The sequence below is a fragment of the Clostridium nigeriense genome (assembly GCF_050585245.1).
GTDB classification, from domain to species: Bacteria; Bacillota; Clostridia; order Clostridiales; family Clostridiaceae; genus Clostridium; species Clostridium nigeriense_A.
On record NZ_JBNOOF010000009.1, the window covers coordinates 1 to 18,662 of the forward strand.

The window sequence follows — 18,662 nt, forward strand, 5'->3', positions numbered from 1 at the left end:
CGGGTATTTCACATCTCACTTAAAAATCCGCCTACGCTCCCTTTACGCCCAGTAAATCCGGACAACGCTCGCCACCTACGTATTACCGCGGCTGCTGGCACGTAGTTAGCCGTGGCTTCCTCCTCAGGTACCGTCATTATCGTCCCTGAAGACAGAGCTTTACGATCCGAAGACCTTCATCACTCACGCGGCGTTGCTGCATCAGGGTTTCCCCCATTGTGCAATATTCCCCACTGCTGCCTCCCGTAGGAGTCTGGGCCGTGTCTCAGTCCCAATGTGGCCGATCACCCTCTCAGGTCGGCTACGCATCGTCGCCTTGGTGAGCCGTTACCTCACCAACTAGCTAATGCGCCGCGGGCCCATCTTATAGCGGATTGCTCCTTTAATTACTCTCTCATGCGAAAGTGCAATGTTATGCGGTATTAATCTCCCTTTCGAGAGGCTATTCCCCACTATAAGGCAGGTTGCCCACGTGTTACTCACCCGTCCGCCGCTAGGTTTGTTTCCGAAGAAACTCCCCTCGCTCGACTTGCATGTGTTAGGCACGCCGCCAGCGTTCGTCCTGAGCCAGGATCAAACTCTCAATAAAAAGTTTAATCTGTTGCTCAAATTACCTTGAGTCTTAATTTTAAGACTTAAAAGAATTGCTGGTTTATTTTATACTTAACTTATATTCTGTTCAATTTTCAAAGACCATTTTTCTTCGTCGCCCTCAAGCGACTGTTTTAGTTTACTACTTTAAGATTTATTTGTCAACATTTTTTATTTGACTTTTTAAAATCTTTTTTCTTAGTAAGTTGTTCCTCATTTGTTATTTCTCTCGGGAACGAAACTTATCTTAACACTTATCCTGATAATCATTTGAAGTTAATTTGCTATTTTAATAAAAATAGCCTTATAATACTGCTATTTTCGTTGTTTTTCAACATTTTACTTACATTGATACACCTGGTTAAGTTAACTTATTTATTCTTACATATAATAAAAGATGAAGGCATTAACACCTCCATCTTCTTTAATATTACTATTTCTTCAATTGAGCTTTTACAGCATCTGCAACAAATTGTACATTTGTTCCAACTATAACTTGTACACTACCTTTTCCTGGTCTTATAACACCTCTAGCTCCTAATGCTGTTAATTTTTTATCTGTAATAACTGAATTATCTTTAACATTAAGTCTTAATCTTGTAACACAGTTATCCACTGTTATGATATTAGCTTTTCCACCTAAAGCTTCAATATAAGCTTTAGCTAACTCATTCATATCTCCAGAAATTGCTGTATTATCTGTGAATTCTTCGTCATCATCTTCTCTACCTGGAGTCTTTAAATTGAATTTAGTGATAATAAATCTAAATACTACATAATAGATAACTGCAAATACTAATCCAATTGGTATTAACCATAATGGATTTTCAGCCATTGGCGCTTTAAAACTTAAGAACCAATCAACAAAACCAGCACTGAAATTAAATCCAGATCTTACTGGTAATATTGCACAAACAGCTAAAGATATACCTGTTAAAGCAGCATGTGCTACATATAATCCTGGTGCTAGGAACATAAATGCAAATTCTAACGGTTCTGTAACTCCTGTAAAGAATGAAGATAATCCAGCTGCTAATAATAATCCATATACAGCTTTTTTCTTATTATCTTTAGCCGTATGATACATAGCTAACGCTCCTGCTGGTAACCCAAACATCATAACTGGGAAGAAACCTGTCATGTACATTCCAGTTACACCTTTAGTTCCTGTACCACCCCAGAAATTAGCTATATCATTAATACCTGCAACATCAAACCAGAATACTGAGTTAAGCGCATGGTGTAGTCCTGTTGGAATTAATAATCTATTAAAGAATCCATAAATACCTGCTCCAATTGCTCCTGTAGAAATAATTGCTTCACCAAATGATACTAAAGCTCCATAAGCTACTGGCCATACAAAGAATAATATTAATGCTGCAACTAATGAAGCTAAAGCTGTCATTATAGCAACTGATCTCTTACCACTAAAGAATCCTAAAGCATCTGGTAATTTTGTTCCCTTAAATTTATTATAGCAAGATGCTCCTATTAAACCTGCAGCTATACCAATAAATTGAGTTTGAATTTTACTAAATGCTGCTGGAACTTCTAAAACATCTATACCTTTAAACATAGCAACAACTGCTGGGCTTAATAATGTTGTAATCATAAGCCATGAAACTAAACCTGCAAGTCCTGCTGTTCCTTCATTATCATCTGACATCCCAACTGCTACCCCTATAGCAAATAAGATAGCCATATTATCTACTAATGCTCCACCACCCTTTAATAGGAATGTTGACGCTGCGTTAACACCAATTGATTGTTCAATCCAATAACCTACTCCCATTAAAATACTTGCAACTGGAAGGGCTGCAACTGGAAGCATCAATGATTTTCCTAGTCTTTGAAGATACTTCATCATAATAATAATTCCTCCTTAAAATTTATTATACAAATTTAAGCACTTATACATATAATTCCACAAAAATAAAAAAGCCGAAAAGGATATTATAATATAAACCCTCTTCGGCTCATGCTCACTAATTTGATAACACGCCTAAACTTGTACTCGTATTTAATTTACAATGATGATTATATCATCTTATGTTATTGTTTTCAATATTTTTTGAAAAAAAATTAAAAAAATTTTATTTTATTATAAATTAAAATTTAGTAATTTCAGCTTCTTTTTTCCACTAATTTATTGACAATTATTAATAAGTATATATATAATCATACTAGACGTGTTACTGTTTAATCAGGCATGAGTCCAATTAATAATAATAGGACTTATGCCTTTTGTTTTTAATCAGACTACACATTACATTTATGTATTTATTACATTATATTAATAAATACTATAAGTATCTAATTAGTATATTTAAAAATTATTAATAGAAAGGATGTGGATTCCTGATTATTCAGGAAATACTATGTTTAAGTTTTTAAAAAATTTATTTAATTCAGAATCAAAAAGTGAAGAAACTGTAAATACAACTGCTCATGTAAATACACTTCTTGCTCCTATTTCAGGTAAAGCAATGCCTTTATCAGAAGTACCTGATCCAGTTTTTGCTGAAAAATTAGCTGGAGATGGAATGGCTATATTAGCTGAAGGAGATACAGTAGTTGCTCCAGCTGATGGAGAAGTAACTCTTATTTTTAAAACAAAACATGCAGTTGCTATGACACTAGACAACGGATTAGAACTACTTATTCACATTGGTTTAGAAACCGTTTCTCTTGAAGGAGAAGGTTTTGAACAATTAGTTGAACAAGGAACAAGAGTAAAAGCTGGTACTCCTTTAATAAAAGTAGACAGGAATGTTATATTAAACAAAGGTTTATCTCTTGCAACTCCAGTTTTAATAACTAATGTTGATGCAGCTAAATCTATCACTCCAGTTGAAAGTGGAGATGTTGTTGCAGGAAAAACTGTTGTAGTTAATTTTGAAGTTTAATAGAATTACTCGACTCAAAAAACAGCCATAAAAGGGCTGTTTTTTACTTATTATTTTCCTATGGATACTCTAAACCTCTCGATATGCATTGCTAAATAAGCAACCTCATCTTCAGATACACTCTCAATATTAAGAACTTTACAAATTATACTTTTAGTCTCCCAAGCTATCTCATAAGATAATCTATATTTCATTTTTATTACATCTACTAAGTCATTTTTTATCGGTGCATCTGTCATTATTCTTTCAATTGCAAATCTTATATGTGTTAAAAACCTTGCATAATCTAGCGACTTTCTATCTATTTCAATTTTTAGTCTATCTTCTACATGCTCTACTATAGAGTTACTTAAAAAACTATATTTAATGGTATTAGATAACTTGCCATTATTTCTAGCAGAGTGTATATGAAGAGAGATAAATCCTTTTTCTCCTTCTGGTACTTCAACGCCTAACTCTTCCTTTATTCTTGTAGCTAATCTACACGCCATACTAAATTCTCTTCCATAAAGTGTCTCAATTTCTACTAAAAAAGGGTTTTGAATTTCTTCATTGTCTTTTAGTCTTCTTATAGCATAAAATAAGTGATCTATTAAACCTACATGGATATTTTCGTTTAATTCTTCTCCTAGCTCATCTGTTATTTCAGCTATAACTTCCTCTACTAATGCTATTAATTTTGTATCAACTCTATTTAATATTTCATTAAAGTTTCTTTGATTATCTTTATCTTCTATTACGAATATCTTTTCTACTACTATCCCTTTTTCTACAATATCTCCTGGTCTTTTCCCAAAGCCTATTCCCTTATTAAATAAAATCTTTTCTTTTCCATTTTCCATTACAAGCAAAATATTATTATTGAAAGATTTTATAACTTTAGCATTATTATTTAATATTATTTTCTCCACAATATCTCCCTACCTTTTTCCATAATAATATTAGTTCTTTTCTAATATCCTATAAAAAGTAATATGATCCTTCCACCCACCATTAATAAATAAATATTTTTCATTTAGTCCGATCTCTTTAAATCCACACTTTAAAAGAACTGCCCTAGATCTTTCATTATCAGTTAAAACAGAAGCTTCTAATCTATGAAGTTCTAGATCCTCTTCTGCATATTTCAATACTAAATTTAAAGCTTCTTGCATATAACCTTTACCTTGATAATCTTTATCCATAGAATATCCCACAATTCCATTTTTAAAAACTCCATAAACTATATTAGATATTTTTATCTTACCAATTAAATAATCATCCTTATAAATACCTAAATCAATGCCTGTCCCACTCATAAGATTCTTATAACTTTCAATAATTAAGTCTTTCTGCGTTTCATATGTATAAAAGCTATTATCCCTTGTAGGCTCATAATTACATAAATGCTCTTTATTTCTATTATAATAATCTAATAATTCCTCTGTACAATCCGGGGTAAAACTCTTTAATGTTATATTTTTCCCTTTTAATTTAATAATATAGTTTCTTTGCTTATTGTTAAATTCGCTTCTATTAATTCCAAAGCTTAATTCATCAAAAAAAACTCCATTTAAAAAAATATTCTCAGTAAATATACCTTCTAAAGTAAACCCTAAATCTAAAAATACCTTATAATTAATATTTTCATCTACCAAAATATTAGCTTTATATATAGTATTGTCCTTAAATACCGCTCTTAATATACTTATTACTGTTTCCCTTAATAAATTTTGCTTATTATCTTTAAAGAACTTTAGTTTAAGATTACATTTCTTATTTTTTTTATCTAATTCAACTATAGTAAACCTTCCAATAAGGATATTATCTTTATCCTTAATTATATAGTCATTAAAACTTCCCTTAACAAGCTCTATAGTTACTTCTTTAATTTCATTCATAATATAATCTCCTAAGATGAATATGTTTACTATCACTTTTATATTATAGCTACAAAACTAGTATTTGCACAATATATTATCTTTCACTAATTAATTTAATATAAAGCTTTACAATCTTCATTAATTTATATAATAACTCATATACTTTAGTGTTATCAATAATTAAGGGGCTATAATGATTGTTTCAAAGCTATTTAAAAAGGGTAAAAAAATAAAGAAATTCATAAAAATTATATGCATAAGTTCAATGTTATTTATTACTATTATATGTGTAATCAATTTAAATTGGAAGGATATTTCTAAAGATTATGAAAATATCGATAATATAAATATAATTACTGAAGAAAACCTAATTAATGAAATAAAAAATACAAATAAAATAATTCCGCTAGAAGTTGAACTTTCAAAGTTAATTACTATAGATAAAAGTTTAGGAACCCTTGATGTATTTGAAAAATATAAGCGAATAAAATTTTTTGCAAATTGTTCTTACTACATTGACTTGTCCAATATTGCTGATGAGGATATTCAAATGAATGAAAAAAATGCTACATTAAATATTATTATACCTAATCCAGAAATCTTTAGTATAAATATACTTAGAGATAAAACTATTTACGAAGATACTTCTAATGGGATATTTAGATTTGGAGATATAAAATTAACTTCGGAAGAATTTGATTTAATTCAGGAAGAAGTTTATAAAAGCTTTAATGAGACCCTGCAAAGTAAAGAAATATATGATAAGGCTATCTCTAACTCTAAAATATCCCTCACTAATCTGGTAAAACAAATTGTAGGTAAAGAGATGGAAGTTAACATTTCCTTTAAATAAATATGTTTAATGATTATTTTAGATGTATAATATAAGTTAAATAATCAATTATATAAAGGAGAGTGATAACAATGAAGAAAATAGTTTTAGCCGGAGGATGTTTTTGGGGAGTTGAAGAGTTCCTATCTAGAATAAATGGAGTTATATATACTGAGGTTGGATATGCTAATGGAAGAACAGAGAATCCAACATATGAAGATGTATGCTATAAAAACACTTATTTTGCTGAAGCTTGTTTAGTTGAATATGATGAAAAAGTTCTATCTTTAGAAGATTTACTGAAAGAATATTGGTCAATAATTGATCCTACTGTTCTAAACAGACAAGGTCCTGATGTAGGAAGTCAATATAGAACAGGAATATATTACTTAAATGATAATTACATAGAAACTATATTAAAAAGCAAAGAAGAAAATCAAATGAATTACGATAAAAAAATAGTTACTGAAGTTGTTCCATTAATCACTTATTATAAAGCTGAAGAATATCACCAAAAATATTTGAAGAAAAATCCAAATGGATATTGTCATATAAAATTATAATAAAAAAGTACTTCTATATAATTTTGCTTATTCCATCGCAATCTCCAAGTCATCGCAAAATTAATATAAGCACTTCAGAACTAAAGGAAGGAAATTATAAAATGTTATTCACAAGGTAACATCCTTATAATTTCCTAAAGGGTAAAAAATGATGTATAAGTATAATCTGAAATTAATACTTATACATCATTTTTCGTATATATATTATCACATGGAAAATTTAAAAAAGTTATATATATTTATTGAAATAATAATTAATATCAAATACATAAATATATTATCCACTTTCTTAGTTGATATGTTTCTATTTATTTTACTACCAACTAATCCACCAATAATTCCACCTAAAACCATAACTATTAATGTGTCTATATTGAATTCTGGAATATTCCTAGTTATTAAAGTACTTAAAAAGCTAGTAATTTGTGAAAACATTATTATATATATTGAATTAGCTGCAGCAACTTTTGTTTCCATTGAAAAAAAGTATGATAAAATAACTAAGTTTATAGGACCTCCCCCTATTCCTAAAAATGCTGAAATTAATCCTAAAACAAGTCCAATTAAAATACATAGATATGAATTTTTAATATTTATAGTTTCTATTTTCTCTGTATTTTTAACGTATATTAAAGTTGCAACAGTAATAATAACAAGTATAAAAGCTTGTATAGCTCCTACCTTATTATCATTATTAAATAATAATTTTAAATTCTGAAATATTCTATTTCCTAGTATACCTCCTATAGCTGCTCCGATTCCTAATAATGTTGATATTTTATAATTTAAATTTCTATTTATACTATTTTTCATATTCTTATATACTGAAATTATAGACATAGCTAATACTGTACAACCTGATAAAAAGCTTATAGATGATACTGACATTATCCCAACAGTATCTAAAATTGGCTTTATTATTATTCCTCCTCCAATTCCGCATATAGATCCAATTAATGAGGCTGAAAAACTAACTGTTAAAAAAATTATATTTGATATAAATTCTTCAAGCACTACATATCCCCCCATATTTTATATCCTTTTAACAATATCAATTATAAAAACAAAAAAGAAATCCTATAAAAATATATTTTATATCATTTCTATAGGAATTTCTTTCTTATTTTCTAAAGTAATTCATTTAATTACTTATTCTTTTTATTATATAAAAATAACTGTGTAAGAAGCCCTATTAATCCAACTATCATTATACATAGCCCTGGTATCCCTATATTCTTTTGTCCTACAATAATCATTGATAAGAATACTATAAAGGCAACAATATTAATAACTATTTTCATTGTTTTATTCATATATTACATCACCATCCATCTAATTTCACCAGGTTCTAAAGTAACACTGACCATATTACCATTACCATCATAGACATTAGTAACTTGCTCTTTGTTTGTATTATTTAATATTGCATATTTATTGATACTTGGATATGCATGTACTTCACAATATAAATTATCTGCATACCACTTCTTAAACTCATTCTCTTTATTAGCAGAATAATATAACGCTCTCATTAATAAACGTGTATTTTGTTCTGAATATGGAAGCCCTGCAATATAGACACATCTTCCTTTTCCATAATCATTACTTGAAAGATTTACTTCACCATTGCTATAAGCAATTATTTGAGTTGATTCCTTTGTTGCATAGATATTTCGCATTCCTTCACCAAAATCAAATTCTTCTACTATATCTTCCTTAATAAAGTGGTTTTCAACTTCAGTATGGAAATACTTATCAGTATGTAAGGTAAATCCTAACTCTTTATCCACACCAAAAGCATCTGCTAATTGGAAGAAATGACCACCGTTTTCAATTGCTGTCGGTTCGCCAATTCCAACAAAACCTCCACCATTATAAATCCATTCACGTATTGTTGCAACAAAGCTAGGATTTTTCCAAATATCTCCGCCAGAAAATGCAGTATTAGCATCTCCAGCATTTATTATTACATCAACATCTTCTGGAATTCCATTTTCTTTTATATCATCAAAACTTATAAATGTTACATCTACACTAGCTCCACTCAATGAATCTAACATTCCATTATAAGAATAAATTTGCTTACAATATAAAGCATGAGCAACCATATAAGGATGCCAACTTCTTAATTTTCCCCAACTATTTAAAATAGCTACCTTTAATCCACAGTATGGTTCTACTCCCTTAATGTTATCATAGATTTCTCTAAACTCATCACAAGTTTTTTCTATATAATCAACAAATTTAGGGAATTTATATGCTAAGCTTGGATATCCACCATATCCTATACGGTCAATAGGCTTTCTCATAATAGCACGTCTTGCACTTAGCCAATTATCAATTGCTTCTATTGTTGGATCATTTCCTTCATAGAAAGTATCCGGGAAGAAATATGGTAAAAATCTTCCTTCATGATATTTTACACCAGGAATATCAGCTATTAAACGAAGAGTTGATCCACCTCCAACACTTCCTACAACTGCATCTAGACCAATCTCTGGAAAATACCTTCCATATGGCTCAGTTCCTATCCAGTTATCTCCAAGGAACATCATAGCTTCCTTACCTGCCTCATGAGTTAATTTAACTAACTCTTTTGCTGTTTTAGCTACAAATCTTTGTTGGAAATCTATATAATCTTCATATTCCTTTGTTGGAACGCAGAAAGTTGAATTATAATATCCATTTTGCACAAATACTTCTGGACGCAATTTATATTTATATTCCTCTTCAAATGCTAAAATTGCTTCTGTAGAAACACTAGCTCCATATCCACACCAATCAACAAATTTTTCTTTTGCTAAATTATTAAAGATTAATGTAAAATGGTAGAAAAATGTTGTAAAACGTACTACATCTGTATCAGGATTATCCTTTAACCATTGTTTTAAATATTCAAAAGCAAACTTTCTTGAATTAGGCTTTCTTACATCAAATGGTATATCATGAGGTACATCTCCCCAATTATTTGTAATGTGATTATACATTTGTGTTGGATCCCATAATATATATGCTAGGAAAGATACTGTATACTCATGGAATTTTTCACAATTATTTATTTTAACTATATTATTTTCTTTATCATATTCCCAATTTTCAATAGAAACAACCTCATTAGTTGTTCTATCTATAACTTCCCACCATTCTTTTGGATCATGATTATAATCTGCCTTTATCTGCTGATCATAATAACAAGCTAAAAATTTTATTTCCGTAACTTTAGATGTTGCCAATGTATATTCACTCATTAAATAGATTTGCTGACATTCATCCATATGCCTTTCAGCAAAATCATTGTGTCCACGTGCAACAAAGTATGTTGTATAAATTTTGGCATCTAATTTTTTTATATCATCGCTAAGCTTCGTACCATCACTGTCACGAATAGCATCTGCTCCCCACCTAGATAATAATTCCTTTGTTTCCTCAAGAAAGTTGCTCTCACTCGGTAATGTAACTCTACCTCTAGTCTTTGCCATTATTGATCCTCCTTAATCCTTTAATCCACCAAGGCTCATACCTTGTGTAAGTTTCTTTTGAACTAAAATATATAAAATTAATGTTGGCACCATTACAATTACCAATCCAGCATACATAACTCCATAGTTTGTAGCTGTCTTTTCAACTGCCATTAAATTTTGTAGTCCAACTGGTAAAGTTTTATTTCTTGTTGTCATTAACGTAAATGAGATGATATATTCATTCCAAAAAGATAAAAAGTTAAATAATATTACTGTAATAATACTTGGTCTAGCCATTGGTATCATGATTTTTATCATTGTTTTAAAATACCCACAACCATCTATTAACGCTGCTTCCTCATAAGCCTTAGGTAATGTTTTAAAATATCCGCTTAATAAATAAATTGTAAATGGTAAACTTGTTGCCGCATAAACTATTGCTAAAACTAAACGATTGTTCAGAAAAATTTTGACACCAAGCAACCTATTTGCAGAGCTTAGCATTAAAAATATTGGCACTACTATGTAATTAACATTAACAAATAATCCTGCCATAAATCCTGCATTTATAAACTTTCTACCTTTAAATTGAAATCTAGCTAAACAATAAGATGCTGGTAATGCCACTAATAATAAAATTACAAGAGCTAACGCTGTAACAATTACAGAATTTAATAAATACTCTCCCATTTTTGCCTTTCCAAATGCCATACTAAAGTTTTCCCAAATTAATTTTTTAGGAAATGCAAATGGATTAACATCTTTTCCAACAAACTCTGCATTAGACTTAAGGCTGGCCATAAATACCCAAGCAACTGGTACAATAATTGAAACTGCTAGAATAATTAGGGCTATATAGATGAATATTTTATATAAACTTCTACTACTATTTGATTTTGAATTTTTCATATCTTTCATATCTTCCCTCCTAGAACTCTAACACTTCACGTTCAGTAATTTTATTAATCACTGCTGATAAAATGAATGAGAATAAGAATACAACTACTCCAATTGCCATTCCATAACCATAAGCTGAAGACGTATATGCTTGTTTATACATATAACTTAAAAATACTTCTGTTTGGCCATTAGGTCCTCCACTTGTCATAATTTGAACCATTAAGAAACTTAGATTAACTGTACTAATAACAAAGAATGTTAAAGTGGTACGAATATTATCCCAAATAAGAGGTAATGTAATTGTGAAAAATTGTTTTATTTTTCCTGCTCCATCTAAACCTGCAGCTTCATAGAAACTCTCTGGAATTGAAGCCATACTTGCCATATACATAACCATATAATATCCGATAGCTTGCCATATTAAGGCGAATATTAATGAATATATTACTATATTAGGATCCCCCATCCACATCTTCTTTAAGTTATCTAAATTTAAAAATCCTAGTATACTATTTAACAAACCCGCTTGTGGATCATAAATTGCTCCAAAAATAGCTGAAATAACTACGACACTTAAGATATTAGGTATATAAAATATTACCCTAAAAAAGTTTTTACCTTTAACATTTTCCTTAGATAATACCGCTGCAAAAAACACTGCAATAACGAGAGTAATAATTGTTACAAGTGTGATAACTAAGATTGAATTTTGAATTGATTGTAAGAAATTTTGATCCTTACTTAAAATCTTAAAATTTTCAAACCATTGAAATGTTTTATTATTGGAAAGACCTCCCCACTTATATAATGACATTCTAAATACATTAAATGTAGGTATTACCATAAATATTGTTACAAGAATTACAGCTGGTGCCATACAAGCAAATATAAATCTCTTCTGTGACTTTTTTTTATTCATCTACTCTCCCCCCTTTTTAAGTCAAACGGTGAGTTATTATAACTCACCGTTTGACTATTAACTAGTTTCTTAAACTATTGTAGTGCTGCTTTACATTTCTCAAAAGTATCGTTTAATTGATCCTTCCATTGTTCAGCAGTCATTGAACCATCAACTAATGAATCTATTGCTCCATATACAGCTTTCTTAAAATCTAATCCTTCAATTGTATCTGTTGTAGCCCAATTACCTAATGCAGGTAATACACCTTCTTGTTCATATATACCATAGAATAGTTTTAAATTACCATCAAGTTTATCTACGATTCCCTTAACTGGTTGAATAACTGGAGTTTTAACCATTTCTCCATCTTTATTTGCAACTTCATTATTTAGCATAAGATCAACTGCTTTATCTGAATATAAGAATTTAATAAACTCTTTTGCGTCATCAGTATTTTTAGCATCCTTTGGTACCCATACTTGTTCAAAGTATGTGTAAGCATAACGATCTCCACCTTCTTCATATGCTGGTAATGGCATGAATCCCCATTCGAAACCTTCTGGAGTTGATTCTGACATTTCTCCAACTACCCAGTTACCATTAGGCATAAATGCTGCTTGTCCATCTATTACTGCTTGTTGATTCTTCTTGAATCCACCATCACTATTTGCATTTGCTACTGTTGCATCCCAAGTATAGCTTGCTAATTTAGAAACTGTGTCTATTACAAGTTGTCCTTCTTTAGAGTTCCAAGTATTAGCATCATATTCTAATGCCTTTTTATAATAATCTGCACCACCAGCTTGATATAACATTGCAAATAAAGTTCCATCAAAATATCCTGATTGAGGATAAGTAAATAATGCCTTACCTTCAGCCTTTAATTTATCTCCATATGCCCACATTTCATCCCATGTAGTTGGTACTTCTCCATCTTTAAATTGAGATGCATCATACCACAAACCTGTTGGCGAATAGAATATTGGAGCTAGATAAGTTTTTCCATCACCATATGGTTGAGTAATTGCGTTTTCTGCAAATCCATCTTCTAATTTATCTTTTAATTCTCCTGTAAATACATCTGATATATCCAATAAAGCATTTTCCTTAATCATTGTTTCAGTGAATCCACTCTTTTGTCCTATATTATAGTAAACTACGTCTGGATATTCTCCATCTAACATTTGAGGACGTAACTCTTCATCTAATTTTGATGAAATTTGTAATTCAACATCTACATCTGGATTTTCTTCTTCAAAAGCTTCCGCAAGTTTATTCCAGATTTCAGCTCCGTTTCCGCCTTCAAATGCAGCTACTTTTAAAGTTCTTTTTCCTCCATCAGTCGATACATCTCCTGAAGTATCTTTGCTGCCACATCCAGCAAGTGTTGTTACAGTCATAAGTGCTACTAATGACATACATAATAATTTTTTCATAAAATCTCTTCCCCTTTATATTTTTATAATTTTCTTGTTTTTTTATAAAATAAAAAGTTTTCTTACAATTTATATTGTAATACTTGGTAAACGTTTTTTCTATAGTTATATTGTCATATTTTATTTATATATTGTTATCGGTAAATTTATTTATAACATTATTCTTTAATTTATCTCCAATCTTAAAACTGACTAAAATACAATTATATTAATGTCTTATTAAATAAAGTACATACTTTCTTTAATACAATTAAGTTAACAAGATAAAATTAAGTAACATTATATAAATATTCACTTAATCTAAATATAAAATTTTATTTTAGAAATTAGACTGATTTATAATTACTTCATAAAGTAAATATTCTAATAATTTAAGTATATTGTTAACTTTAGCTCTTAAAACCCTAAATAATTGTTTACTAATATTTTCTTTGTTATAATCTGTTGTATAAACATTTACAATCAAAATTATATATAATTATATATTTTTTTCCAAGAAAGAAGGAATTAATATGAATAAACCAAATATTATACTATTAATGTGTGATCAATTTCGTGGTGATTGCTTATCTTTTAATGGACATCCTGATGTAAAAACACCCTACTTAGATACTTTAGCAGCTACTGGTGTAAATTTTGATAATGCCTATTCAGCTTGTCCTAGTTGCATTCCGGCTAGAGTTGCATTATTTACTGGAAAAAGTCAAAAAAGTCATGGTCGTGTCGGTTATGAAGATGGCCTTCCATGGAATTATGAGCATATGCTTGCACAAGAATTATCTGATAATGGATATCAAACCCAGTGCATTGGTAAAATGCATGTAGATCCTCCTCGTCTATCTTGTGGTTTTAATAATGTAAAGTTACATGATGGATATCTAGGTCACTATAGAAGTAGTAATATTCCTCATTATCAGCACCAAGAAGTAACTGATGATTATTTATATTATTTAAAAGATAGAGAAGGACAAAATGCAGATTTTAATGTAACTGGTCCTGAATGTAATTCTTGGATTACTCATCCTTGGATTTATGAAGAAAAACTCCATCCTACAAATTGGGTAGTAGATGAAAGTATTCGCTTTTTAAAAACTAGAGATCGTACAAAACCCTTCTTCTTAATGAGCTCATTTGTTCGACCTCATCAACCTTTTGATGCTCCTAAAAATTATTTTGATATATATAGAGATAAATCTTTAAGAGAACCAGCAAGTGGTGATTGGGTAGATTCAAGCCTTACAGAAAAATATGGAAATATAAAAGACTCAATTTACGGTTGTAAGGACAAAGATCTTCGTCATGAAGCTATGTGTGGATATTATGCATGTATAACACATGTTGATCATCAAATAGGTAGACTTATTACCTCATTAATTGAAGATGGAAGCTATGATGATTCCATTATCTTATTTTTATCTGACCATGGTGAACTTTTATTTGACAACAATTTATATCGCAAGGTATTTCCATATGAAGGCAGTACCCATATTCCTTTAATTATTCATGTTGGTGATAATATAAAACATAAATCACCATTTAGAAGTGATACCCTTGTTGAACTTAGAGATATAATGCCTACTATTTTAGATTTTGCAGGAATAAAGATTCCAGATGAAGTTGATGGTTTCTCATTGGTTCCAGAGATTTGTGGTGATAAAGAAAATAATCGTGAATATTTACATGGTGAGCATAGCTTCCATTCTAATTTATCTAGTCATTTTATTGTTACCATATCAGATAAATTTATATGGTATAGTGAAAAAAATGAAGAACAATATTTCAACCTAAAAGAAGATCCTAGAGAAGAATGTAATTTAATCAACAATCCTTCATACCAAGAACGTATTAACTATTTAAGAAATTGTTTAATTAAAGAGTTAAATGGAAGAGAAGAAGGTTATAGCGATGGGGTTAGCCTTAAAGAAGGTTGCAAGCCTATAAATACATTATCTCACATATTATAAATTATTTAAGATTTTGTGAAACATATTATGATTTAGCTTTTAGATTGAAATCTAATAGAATATTTAATTAAATATAATCTAGCTATAAAAAAGTACTTCTATATAATTTTGCTTATTCCGTCGCATTCGCTCCAAGTCATCACAAAATTAATAGATGCACTTCAGAGCTAAAGGATGGAAATTATAAAACGTTATTCACAGGATAACATTTTTATAATTTCTTAAATAGTAAGAGATACATATAACTGTGTTATATGTATCTCTTACTATTAAGCAATAAACTTATACAATTTAAATATATAATTTAAATTAGATTAATGCTTTTCTTTTCTATAATTTAAATTTATTATAGAAAAATCATTGAAACATAACATTATTGTGTCATTTTGTAATAATATTGCTGCAATAACAATATTATCAACTTATATATATTGTGATATAATAAAATAAATGTATCTAGAATGGGGGGATAAAATGGGAAACACTAGATATTTAATAAATAAAAATAACTATGATCCTAACTATAATCTACTTTACATTAGTAAATCTAAATTTGAAAACGATTGGCATAGCACAGCTCACTTTCACCCTTTTACAGAAATATTTTTTATAACTGATGGAAAAGGGGATTTTCAGTTAGATGATAAAATTGTGAATGTTAATAAATGGGACCTAATTGTAATCAATCCAAACTGTTTACATACAGAGAAATCTTCTTTATCTGATATACCTTTAGAGTATATAGTACTTGGAGTAGATAATCTTCTTTTAAATTTTCCTAACTCCTATAGCCTAACAGATAATGAAAAGCAAATAAAACTGTATGAAATAATGAATTTTACTAAAGATAAAGATTTAATTCTAGATTATTTTAACAAACTAATTAACGAAATAGAACACAAGGAATTTAATTACGAAATTGTTTGTAAAAGTATACTCACTTTATTCATAACACACATCATTCGAAGCACAACATCATTACTATTCGTAGAAGAATCCCAAGAAAAGCTTAACCTAGAATGTATAAAAATCAAAAATTATATAGACTCTCATTATTCACAAAATATAACTTTAGACTATCTATCTGACTTATCCTATATGAATAAATTTCACTTAGTTCATACTTTTACTAAGCAAATAGGTATATCGCCAATAAATTATGTTATAAACAAACGTATTCAAGAAGCAAAAAACCTTCTTGCTACAACTAATTATTCAATTAGAGATATTTCCTCTATAGTTGGTTTCTCTAACTCTTCTTATTTCAGTCAAATGTTTAAAAGAATCTCAGGGATAACACCTAAAAACTATAGAATTGAAAACTCAAATTCAGATAATATATAAAAAAGCTGAAATAATTCAGCTTTTTTATTATTTATTTACATCTAAAATAGATTTTATCACCTCTCCACCTAAAATCATCCCTGCTACTGGAGGAACAAAAGATATGCTTCCTGGTATTTGTCTTTTAGATGCACACTTTTTAGTACCACCTGTACAAACGCATCCAGTCTTACAAGTTACTACGTCTTCTTCTTTTGGCTTCATTGGCTTCTCTTCTGAATATACTACTTTAAGTTTCTTAACTCCTCTTTTTCTAAGCTCATATCTCATAACTTTAGCTAACGGGCAAACTTTAGTATTATATATATCAGAAACCTTAAATTGTGTTGGATCTAATTTATTTCCTGTACCCATTGAAGCGATTATATTAATTCCCTTTTCATAACAATATTGTGCTAATGCAATTTTAGCTGAAACTGTATCTATAGCATCTATTACATAGTCAACATCATCTGGAATTAACTCACTTAAGTTTTCAGGTGTTACAAATATTTGATGAGTTATAACATTGCACTTTCTATTTATAGATAGTACTCTTTCCTTCATAACTTCAACTTTAACTTTACTTATTGTGTTATATGTAGCATGTATTTGTCTATTTAAATTTGTTAGACAAACAGTGTCATCATCTACTAATATTAAAGTACCTACTCCAGCTCTAGTTAAAGCTTCTACTGCAAAGCTTCCTACTCCACCAACACCAAATACCATTACTTTCGCATTTCTTAATTTCTCTAGTCCTTCATTTCCTACAAGTAACTCTGTCCTAGATAATGGATGTTGTATCATTAATTTCTCTCCTTTTTACATTATTGCTTTCACAAAAATATTTAAATTTAATATATCTTATTTTAGAACATTATTTAATTATAAACAACAATATTTTTATTTCAAATTAAAACATTTAAAATCTAATAAGTAAAAAAGTAGTAAATTATATATTTTATTTAAATAATATATATAATATGTTAAGATATTAAAAGATTTAATTTATACATAATATAAATTTAAGGAGGATAATTTATGGTTTTAGGAATTATAAGCGCAATGACAGAAGAGTTAGAACTTCTTTTAAAGGATATGGATATTAAAGAAGAAACTAAAAAAGCTAATATGACATTCTATAAAGGTACTTTAGATAATAAAGATATTATTGCAGTAGTCTGTGGAATTGGTAAGGTTAATGCTGCTGTTTGCTCTCAAATATTAATATCTGAATTTAATGTTACTTCTATAATAAATGTAGGAGTTGCAGGAGGAATTGGTAAGGATATTTATCCTGGAGATGTTGTAATCGGAACTAACTTAGTTCAACACGATATGGATACAACAGCCTTTGGAGATCCTCATGGTCAAATTCCGAGATTAGATACCTTTGATTTTAAATGTGATAAAACTTTAATTAAAGCTGCTTTAGACGCTTGTGAAGAAATTAAAGGAATAAATACTTTCTCAGGTAGAATAATTTCTGGGGATCAATTTATTTCAAGTGTGGATAAAATTCAATGGTTTGAAAAAGAATTCAATGCTATGGCTTGTGAAATGGAAGGTGCTAGCATAGCCCAAGTATGCTACTTGAATAATATTCCATGCGTAGTTATTAGATCTATTTCAGACAATGCTAACAATGGCGCTCATATGGATTATGAAAAATTTATTCCTATAGCAGTTAGAAACTCAACTAAAATATTAAAGAACATGCTTCAAAAACTTTAGAGGGATATAAATGTAATATTGCGTTGACTTGAAGCGGATCTTTGGAAAAAGCAATATTACATTTCACCCCTAAAATTTAAAGATTATTTTTGTCTCTTTAAAATAAAAAAGTACTTCTATATAATTTTGCTTATTCCGTCGCAAGCTCCAAGTCATCGCAAAATTAATAGAAGCACTTCAGAGCTG

At 29.4% G+C, this 18,662-nt stretch carries 16 protein-coding genes and 1 rRNA gene; 6 read left to right on the forward strand and 11 right to left on the reverse strand.

All coding sequences use genetic code 11. From position 1 onward, the window contains the following. Together ACQPUY_RS13425 and nagE are read right to left on the reverse strand one after the other, a co-directional pair. A 16S ribosomal RNA gene (locus tag ACQPUY_RS13425) occupies positions 1-589 on the reverse strand; the annotation flags it as partial. 435 nt (positions 590-1,024) lie between these two features. Continuing rightward, complete coding sequence (gene nagE, locus ACQPUY_RS13430) at positions 1,025-2,458, reverse strand: N-acetylglucosamine-specific PTS transporter subunit IIBC (RefSeq protein WP_430841777.1); 1,434 nt, start codon at positions 2,456-2,458, stop codon at positions 1,025-1,027. 511 nt (positions 2,459-2,969) lie between these two features. On the opposite strand from nagE, the gene ACQPUY_RS13435 reads away from it, so the two are divergent. Then, positions 2,970-3,497: a PTS sugar transporter subunit IIA gene (locus tag ACQPUY_RS13435; protein ID WP_430841779.1), complete on the forward strand. Its 528-nt coding sequence runs from the start codon at positions 2,970-2,972 to the stop codon at positions 3,495-3,497. A 50-nt stretch (positions 3,498-3,547) separates the two neighbouring features. On the opposite strand, the gene glcT is transcribed toward ACQPUY_RS13435, so the two are convergent. Both glcT and ACQPUY_RS13445 read right to left on the reverse strand, forming a co-directional pair. Next, positions 3,548-4,408 carry a glucose PTS transporter transcription antiterminator GlcT gene (glcT, locus tag ACQPUY_RS13440; protein ID WP_430841781.1) on the reverse strand — a complete coding sequence of 287 codons (861 nt, stop codon included), beginning with the start codon at positions 4,406-4,408 and terminating at the stop codon, positions 3,548-3,550. 30 nt (positions 4,409-4,438) lie between these two features. Continuing rightward, positions 4,439-5,377, reverse strand: coding sequence for a GNAT family N-acetyltransferase (locus ACQPUY_RS13445; RefSeq protein WP_430841783.1), 939 nt, complete (start codon positions 5,375-5,377; stop codon positions 4,439-4,441). A gap of 175 nt (positions 5,378-5,552) precedes the next feature. On the opposite strand from ACQPUY_RS13445, the gene ACQPUY_RS13450 reads away from it, so the two are divergent. Together ACQPUY_RS13450 and msrA are read left to right on the forward strand one after the other, a co-directional pair. Further along, complete coding sequence (locus ACQPUY_RS13450; RefSeq protein ID WP_430841785.1) at positions 5,553-6,212, forward strand: DUF4230 domain-containing protein; 660 nt, start codon at positions 5,553-5,555, stop codon at positions 6,210-6,212. A 71-nt stretch (positions 6,213-6,283) separates the two neighbouring features. Then, entirely contained in the window at positions 6,284-6,754 is a 471-nt protein-coding gene (msrA, locus tag ACQPUY_RS13455; protein ID WP_430841787.1) for a peptide-methionine (S)-S-oxide reductase MsrA, read from the forward strand. 207 nt (positions 6,755-6,961) lie between these two features. Here the strand turns inward: msrA and ACQPUY_RS13460 are convergent, their stop codons facing one another. The 6 genes from ACQPUY_RS13460 to ACQPUY_RS13485 form a co-directional block, all read right to left on the reverse strand. Beyond that, the gene (locus tag ACQPUY_RS13460) at positions 6,962-7,768 is read right to left on the reverse strand and encodes a sulfite exporter TauE/SafE family protein (protein WP_430841789.1); all 807 of its coding nucleotides are present in this window, start codon (positions 7,766-7,768) and stop codon (positions 6,962-6,964) included. A gap of 131 nt (positions 7,769-7,899) precedes the next feature. After that, positions 7,900-8,067: a DUF6903 family protein gene (locus tag ACQPUY_RS13465; protein ID WP_430841791.1), complete on the reverse strand. Its 168-nt coding sequence runs from the start codon at positions 8,065-8,067 to the stop codon at positions 7,900-7,902. A gap of 3 nt (positions 8,068-8,070) precedes the next feature. Beyond that, on the reverse strand, positions 8,071-10,233 hold the full coding sequence (gene gnpA / locus ACQPUY_RS13470) for a 1,3-beta-galactosyl-N-acetylhexosamine phosphorylase (RefSeq protein ID WP_430841793.1): 2,163 nt from the start codon (positions 10,231-10,233) through the stop codon (positions 8,071-8,073). A gap of 12 nt (positions 10,234-10,245) precedes the next feature. Then, positions 10,246-11,124, reverse strand: coding sequence for a carbohydrate ABC transporter permease (locus ACQPUY_RS13475; RefSeq protein WP_430842099.1), 879 nt, complete (start codon positions 11,122-11,124; stop codon positions 10,246-10,248). A 19-nt stretch (positions 11,125-11,143) separates the two neighbouring features. Then, positions 11,144-12,034 (reverse strand): carbohydrate ABC transporter permease, encoded by an 891-nt coding sequence (locus tag ACQPUY_RS13480; protein ID WP_430841795.1) that lies wholly within the window; start codon positions 12,032-12,034, stop codon positions 11,144-11,146. A gap of 74 nt (positions 12,035-12,108) precedes the next feature. Further along, the gene (locus ACQPUY_RS13485; protein ID WP_430841797.1) at positions 12,109-13,452 is read right to left on the reverse strand and encodes a carbohydrate ABC transporter substrate-binding protein; all 1,344 of its coding nucleotides are present in this window, start codon (positions 13,450-13,452) and stop codon (positions 12,109-12,111) included. A 512-nt stretch (positions 13,453-13,964) separates the two neighbouring features. Between ACQPUY_RS13485 and ACQPUY_RS13490 the strand changes: the two genes are divergently transcribed. Continuing rightward, positions 13,965-15,416: an arylsulfatase gene (locus tag ACQPUY_RS13490; RefSeq protein WP_430841799.1), complete on the forward strand. Its 1,452-nt coding sequence runs from the start codon at positions 13,965-13,967 to the stop codon at positions 15,414-15,416. A gap of 474 nt (positions 15,417-15,890) precedes the next feature. Continuing rightward, positions 15,891-16,760, forward strand: coding sequence for a helix-turn-helix domain-containing protein (locus tag ACQPUY_RS13495; protein ID WP_430841801.1), 870 nt, complete (start codon positions 15,891-15,893; stop codon positions 16,758-16,760). Between the two features lie 27 nt (positions 16,761-16,787). On the opposite strand, the gene ACQPUY_RS13500 is transcribed toward ACQPUY_RS13495, so the two are convergent. Beyond that, on the reverse strand, positions 16,788-17,549 hold the full coding sequence (locus ACQPUY_RS13500) for a tRNA threonylcarbamoyladenosine dehydratase (RefSeq protein ID WP_430841803.1): 762 nt from the start codon (positions 17,547-17,549) through the stop codon (positions 16,788-16,790). A gap of 234 nt (positions 17,550-17,783) precedes the next feature. On the opposite strand from ACQPUY_RS13500, the gene ACQPUY_RS13505 reads away from it, so the two are divergent. Then, the gene (locus ACQPUY_RS13505) at positions 17,784-18,476 is read left to right on the forward strand and encodes a 5'-methylthioadenosine/adenosylhomocysteine nucleosidase (protein ID WP_430841805.1); all 693 of its coding nucleotides are present in this window, start codon (positions 17,784-17,786) and stop codon (positions 18,474-18,476) included. The last annotated feature ends 186 nt before the right edge of the window (positions 18,477-18,662 follow it).

Bases quoted from the DNA above. Each gene is read 5' to 3' on its own strand.
- nagE (WP_430841777.1), bottom strand. From the start codon at position 2,458: ATGATGAAGTATCTTCAAAGACTAGGAAAATCATTGATGCTTCCAGTT.
- ACQPUY_RS13435 (WP_430841779.1), top strand. From the start codon at position 2,970: ATGTTTAAGTTTTTAAAAAATTTATTTAATTCAGAATCAAAAAGTGAA.
- ACQPUY_RS13445 (WP_430841783.1), bottom strand. From the start codon at position 5,377: ATGAATGAAATTAAAGAAGTAACTATAGAGCTTGTTAAGGGAAGTTTT.
- ACQPUY_RS13450 (WP_430841785.1), top strand. From the start codon at position 5,553: ATGATTGTTTCAAAGCTATTTAAAAAGGGTAAAAAAATAAAGAAATTC.
- msrA (WP_430841787.1), top strand. From the start codon at position 6,284: ATGAAGAAAATAGTTTTAGCCGGAGGATGTTTTTGGGGAGTTGAAGAG.
- ACQPUY_RS13465 (WP_430841791.1), bottom strand. From the start codon at position 8,067: ATGAATAAAACAATGAAAATAGTTATTAATATTGTTGCCTTTATAGTA.
- gnpA (WP_430841793.1), bottom strand. From the start codon at position 10,233: ATGGCAAAGACTAGAGGTAGAGTTACATTACCGAGTGAGAGCAACTTT.
- ACQPUY_RS13475 (WP_430842099.1), bottom strand. From the start codon at position 11,124: ATGAAAAATTCAAAATCAAATAGTAGTAGAAGTTTATATAAAATATTC.
- ACQPUY_RS13480 (WP_430841795.1), bottom strand. From the start codon at position 12,034: ATGAATAAAAAAAAGTCACAGAAGAGATTTATATTTGCTTGTATGGCA.
- ACQPUY_RS13485 (WP_430841797.1), bottom strand. From the start codon at position 13,452: ATGAAAAAATTATTATGTATGTCATTAGTAGCACTTATGACTGTAACA.
- ACQPUY_RS13490 (WP_430841799.1), top strand. From the start codon at position 13,965: ATGAATAAACCAAATATTATACTATTAATGTGTGATCAATTTCGTGGT.
- ACQPUY_RS13495 (WP_430841801.1), top strand. From the start codon at position 15,891: ATGGGAAACACTAGATATTTAATAAATAAAAATAACTATGATCCTAAC.
- ACQPUY_RS13500 (WP_430841803.1), bottom strand. From the start codon at position 17,549: ATGATACAACATCCATTATCTAGGACAGAGTTACTTGTAGGAAATGAA.
- ACQPUY_RS13505 (WP_430841805.1), top strand. From the start codon at position 17,784: ATGGTTTTAGGAATTATAAGCGCAATGACAGAAGAGTTAGAACTTCTT.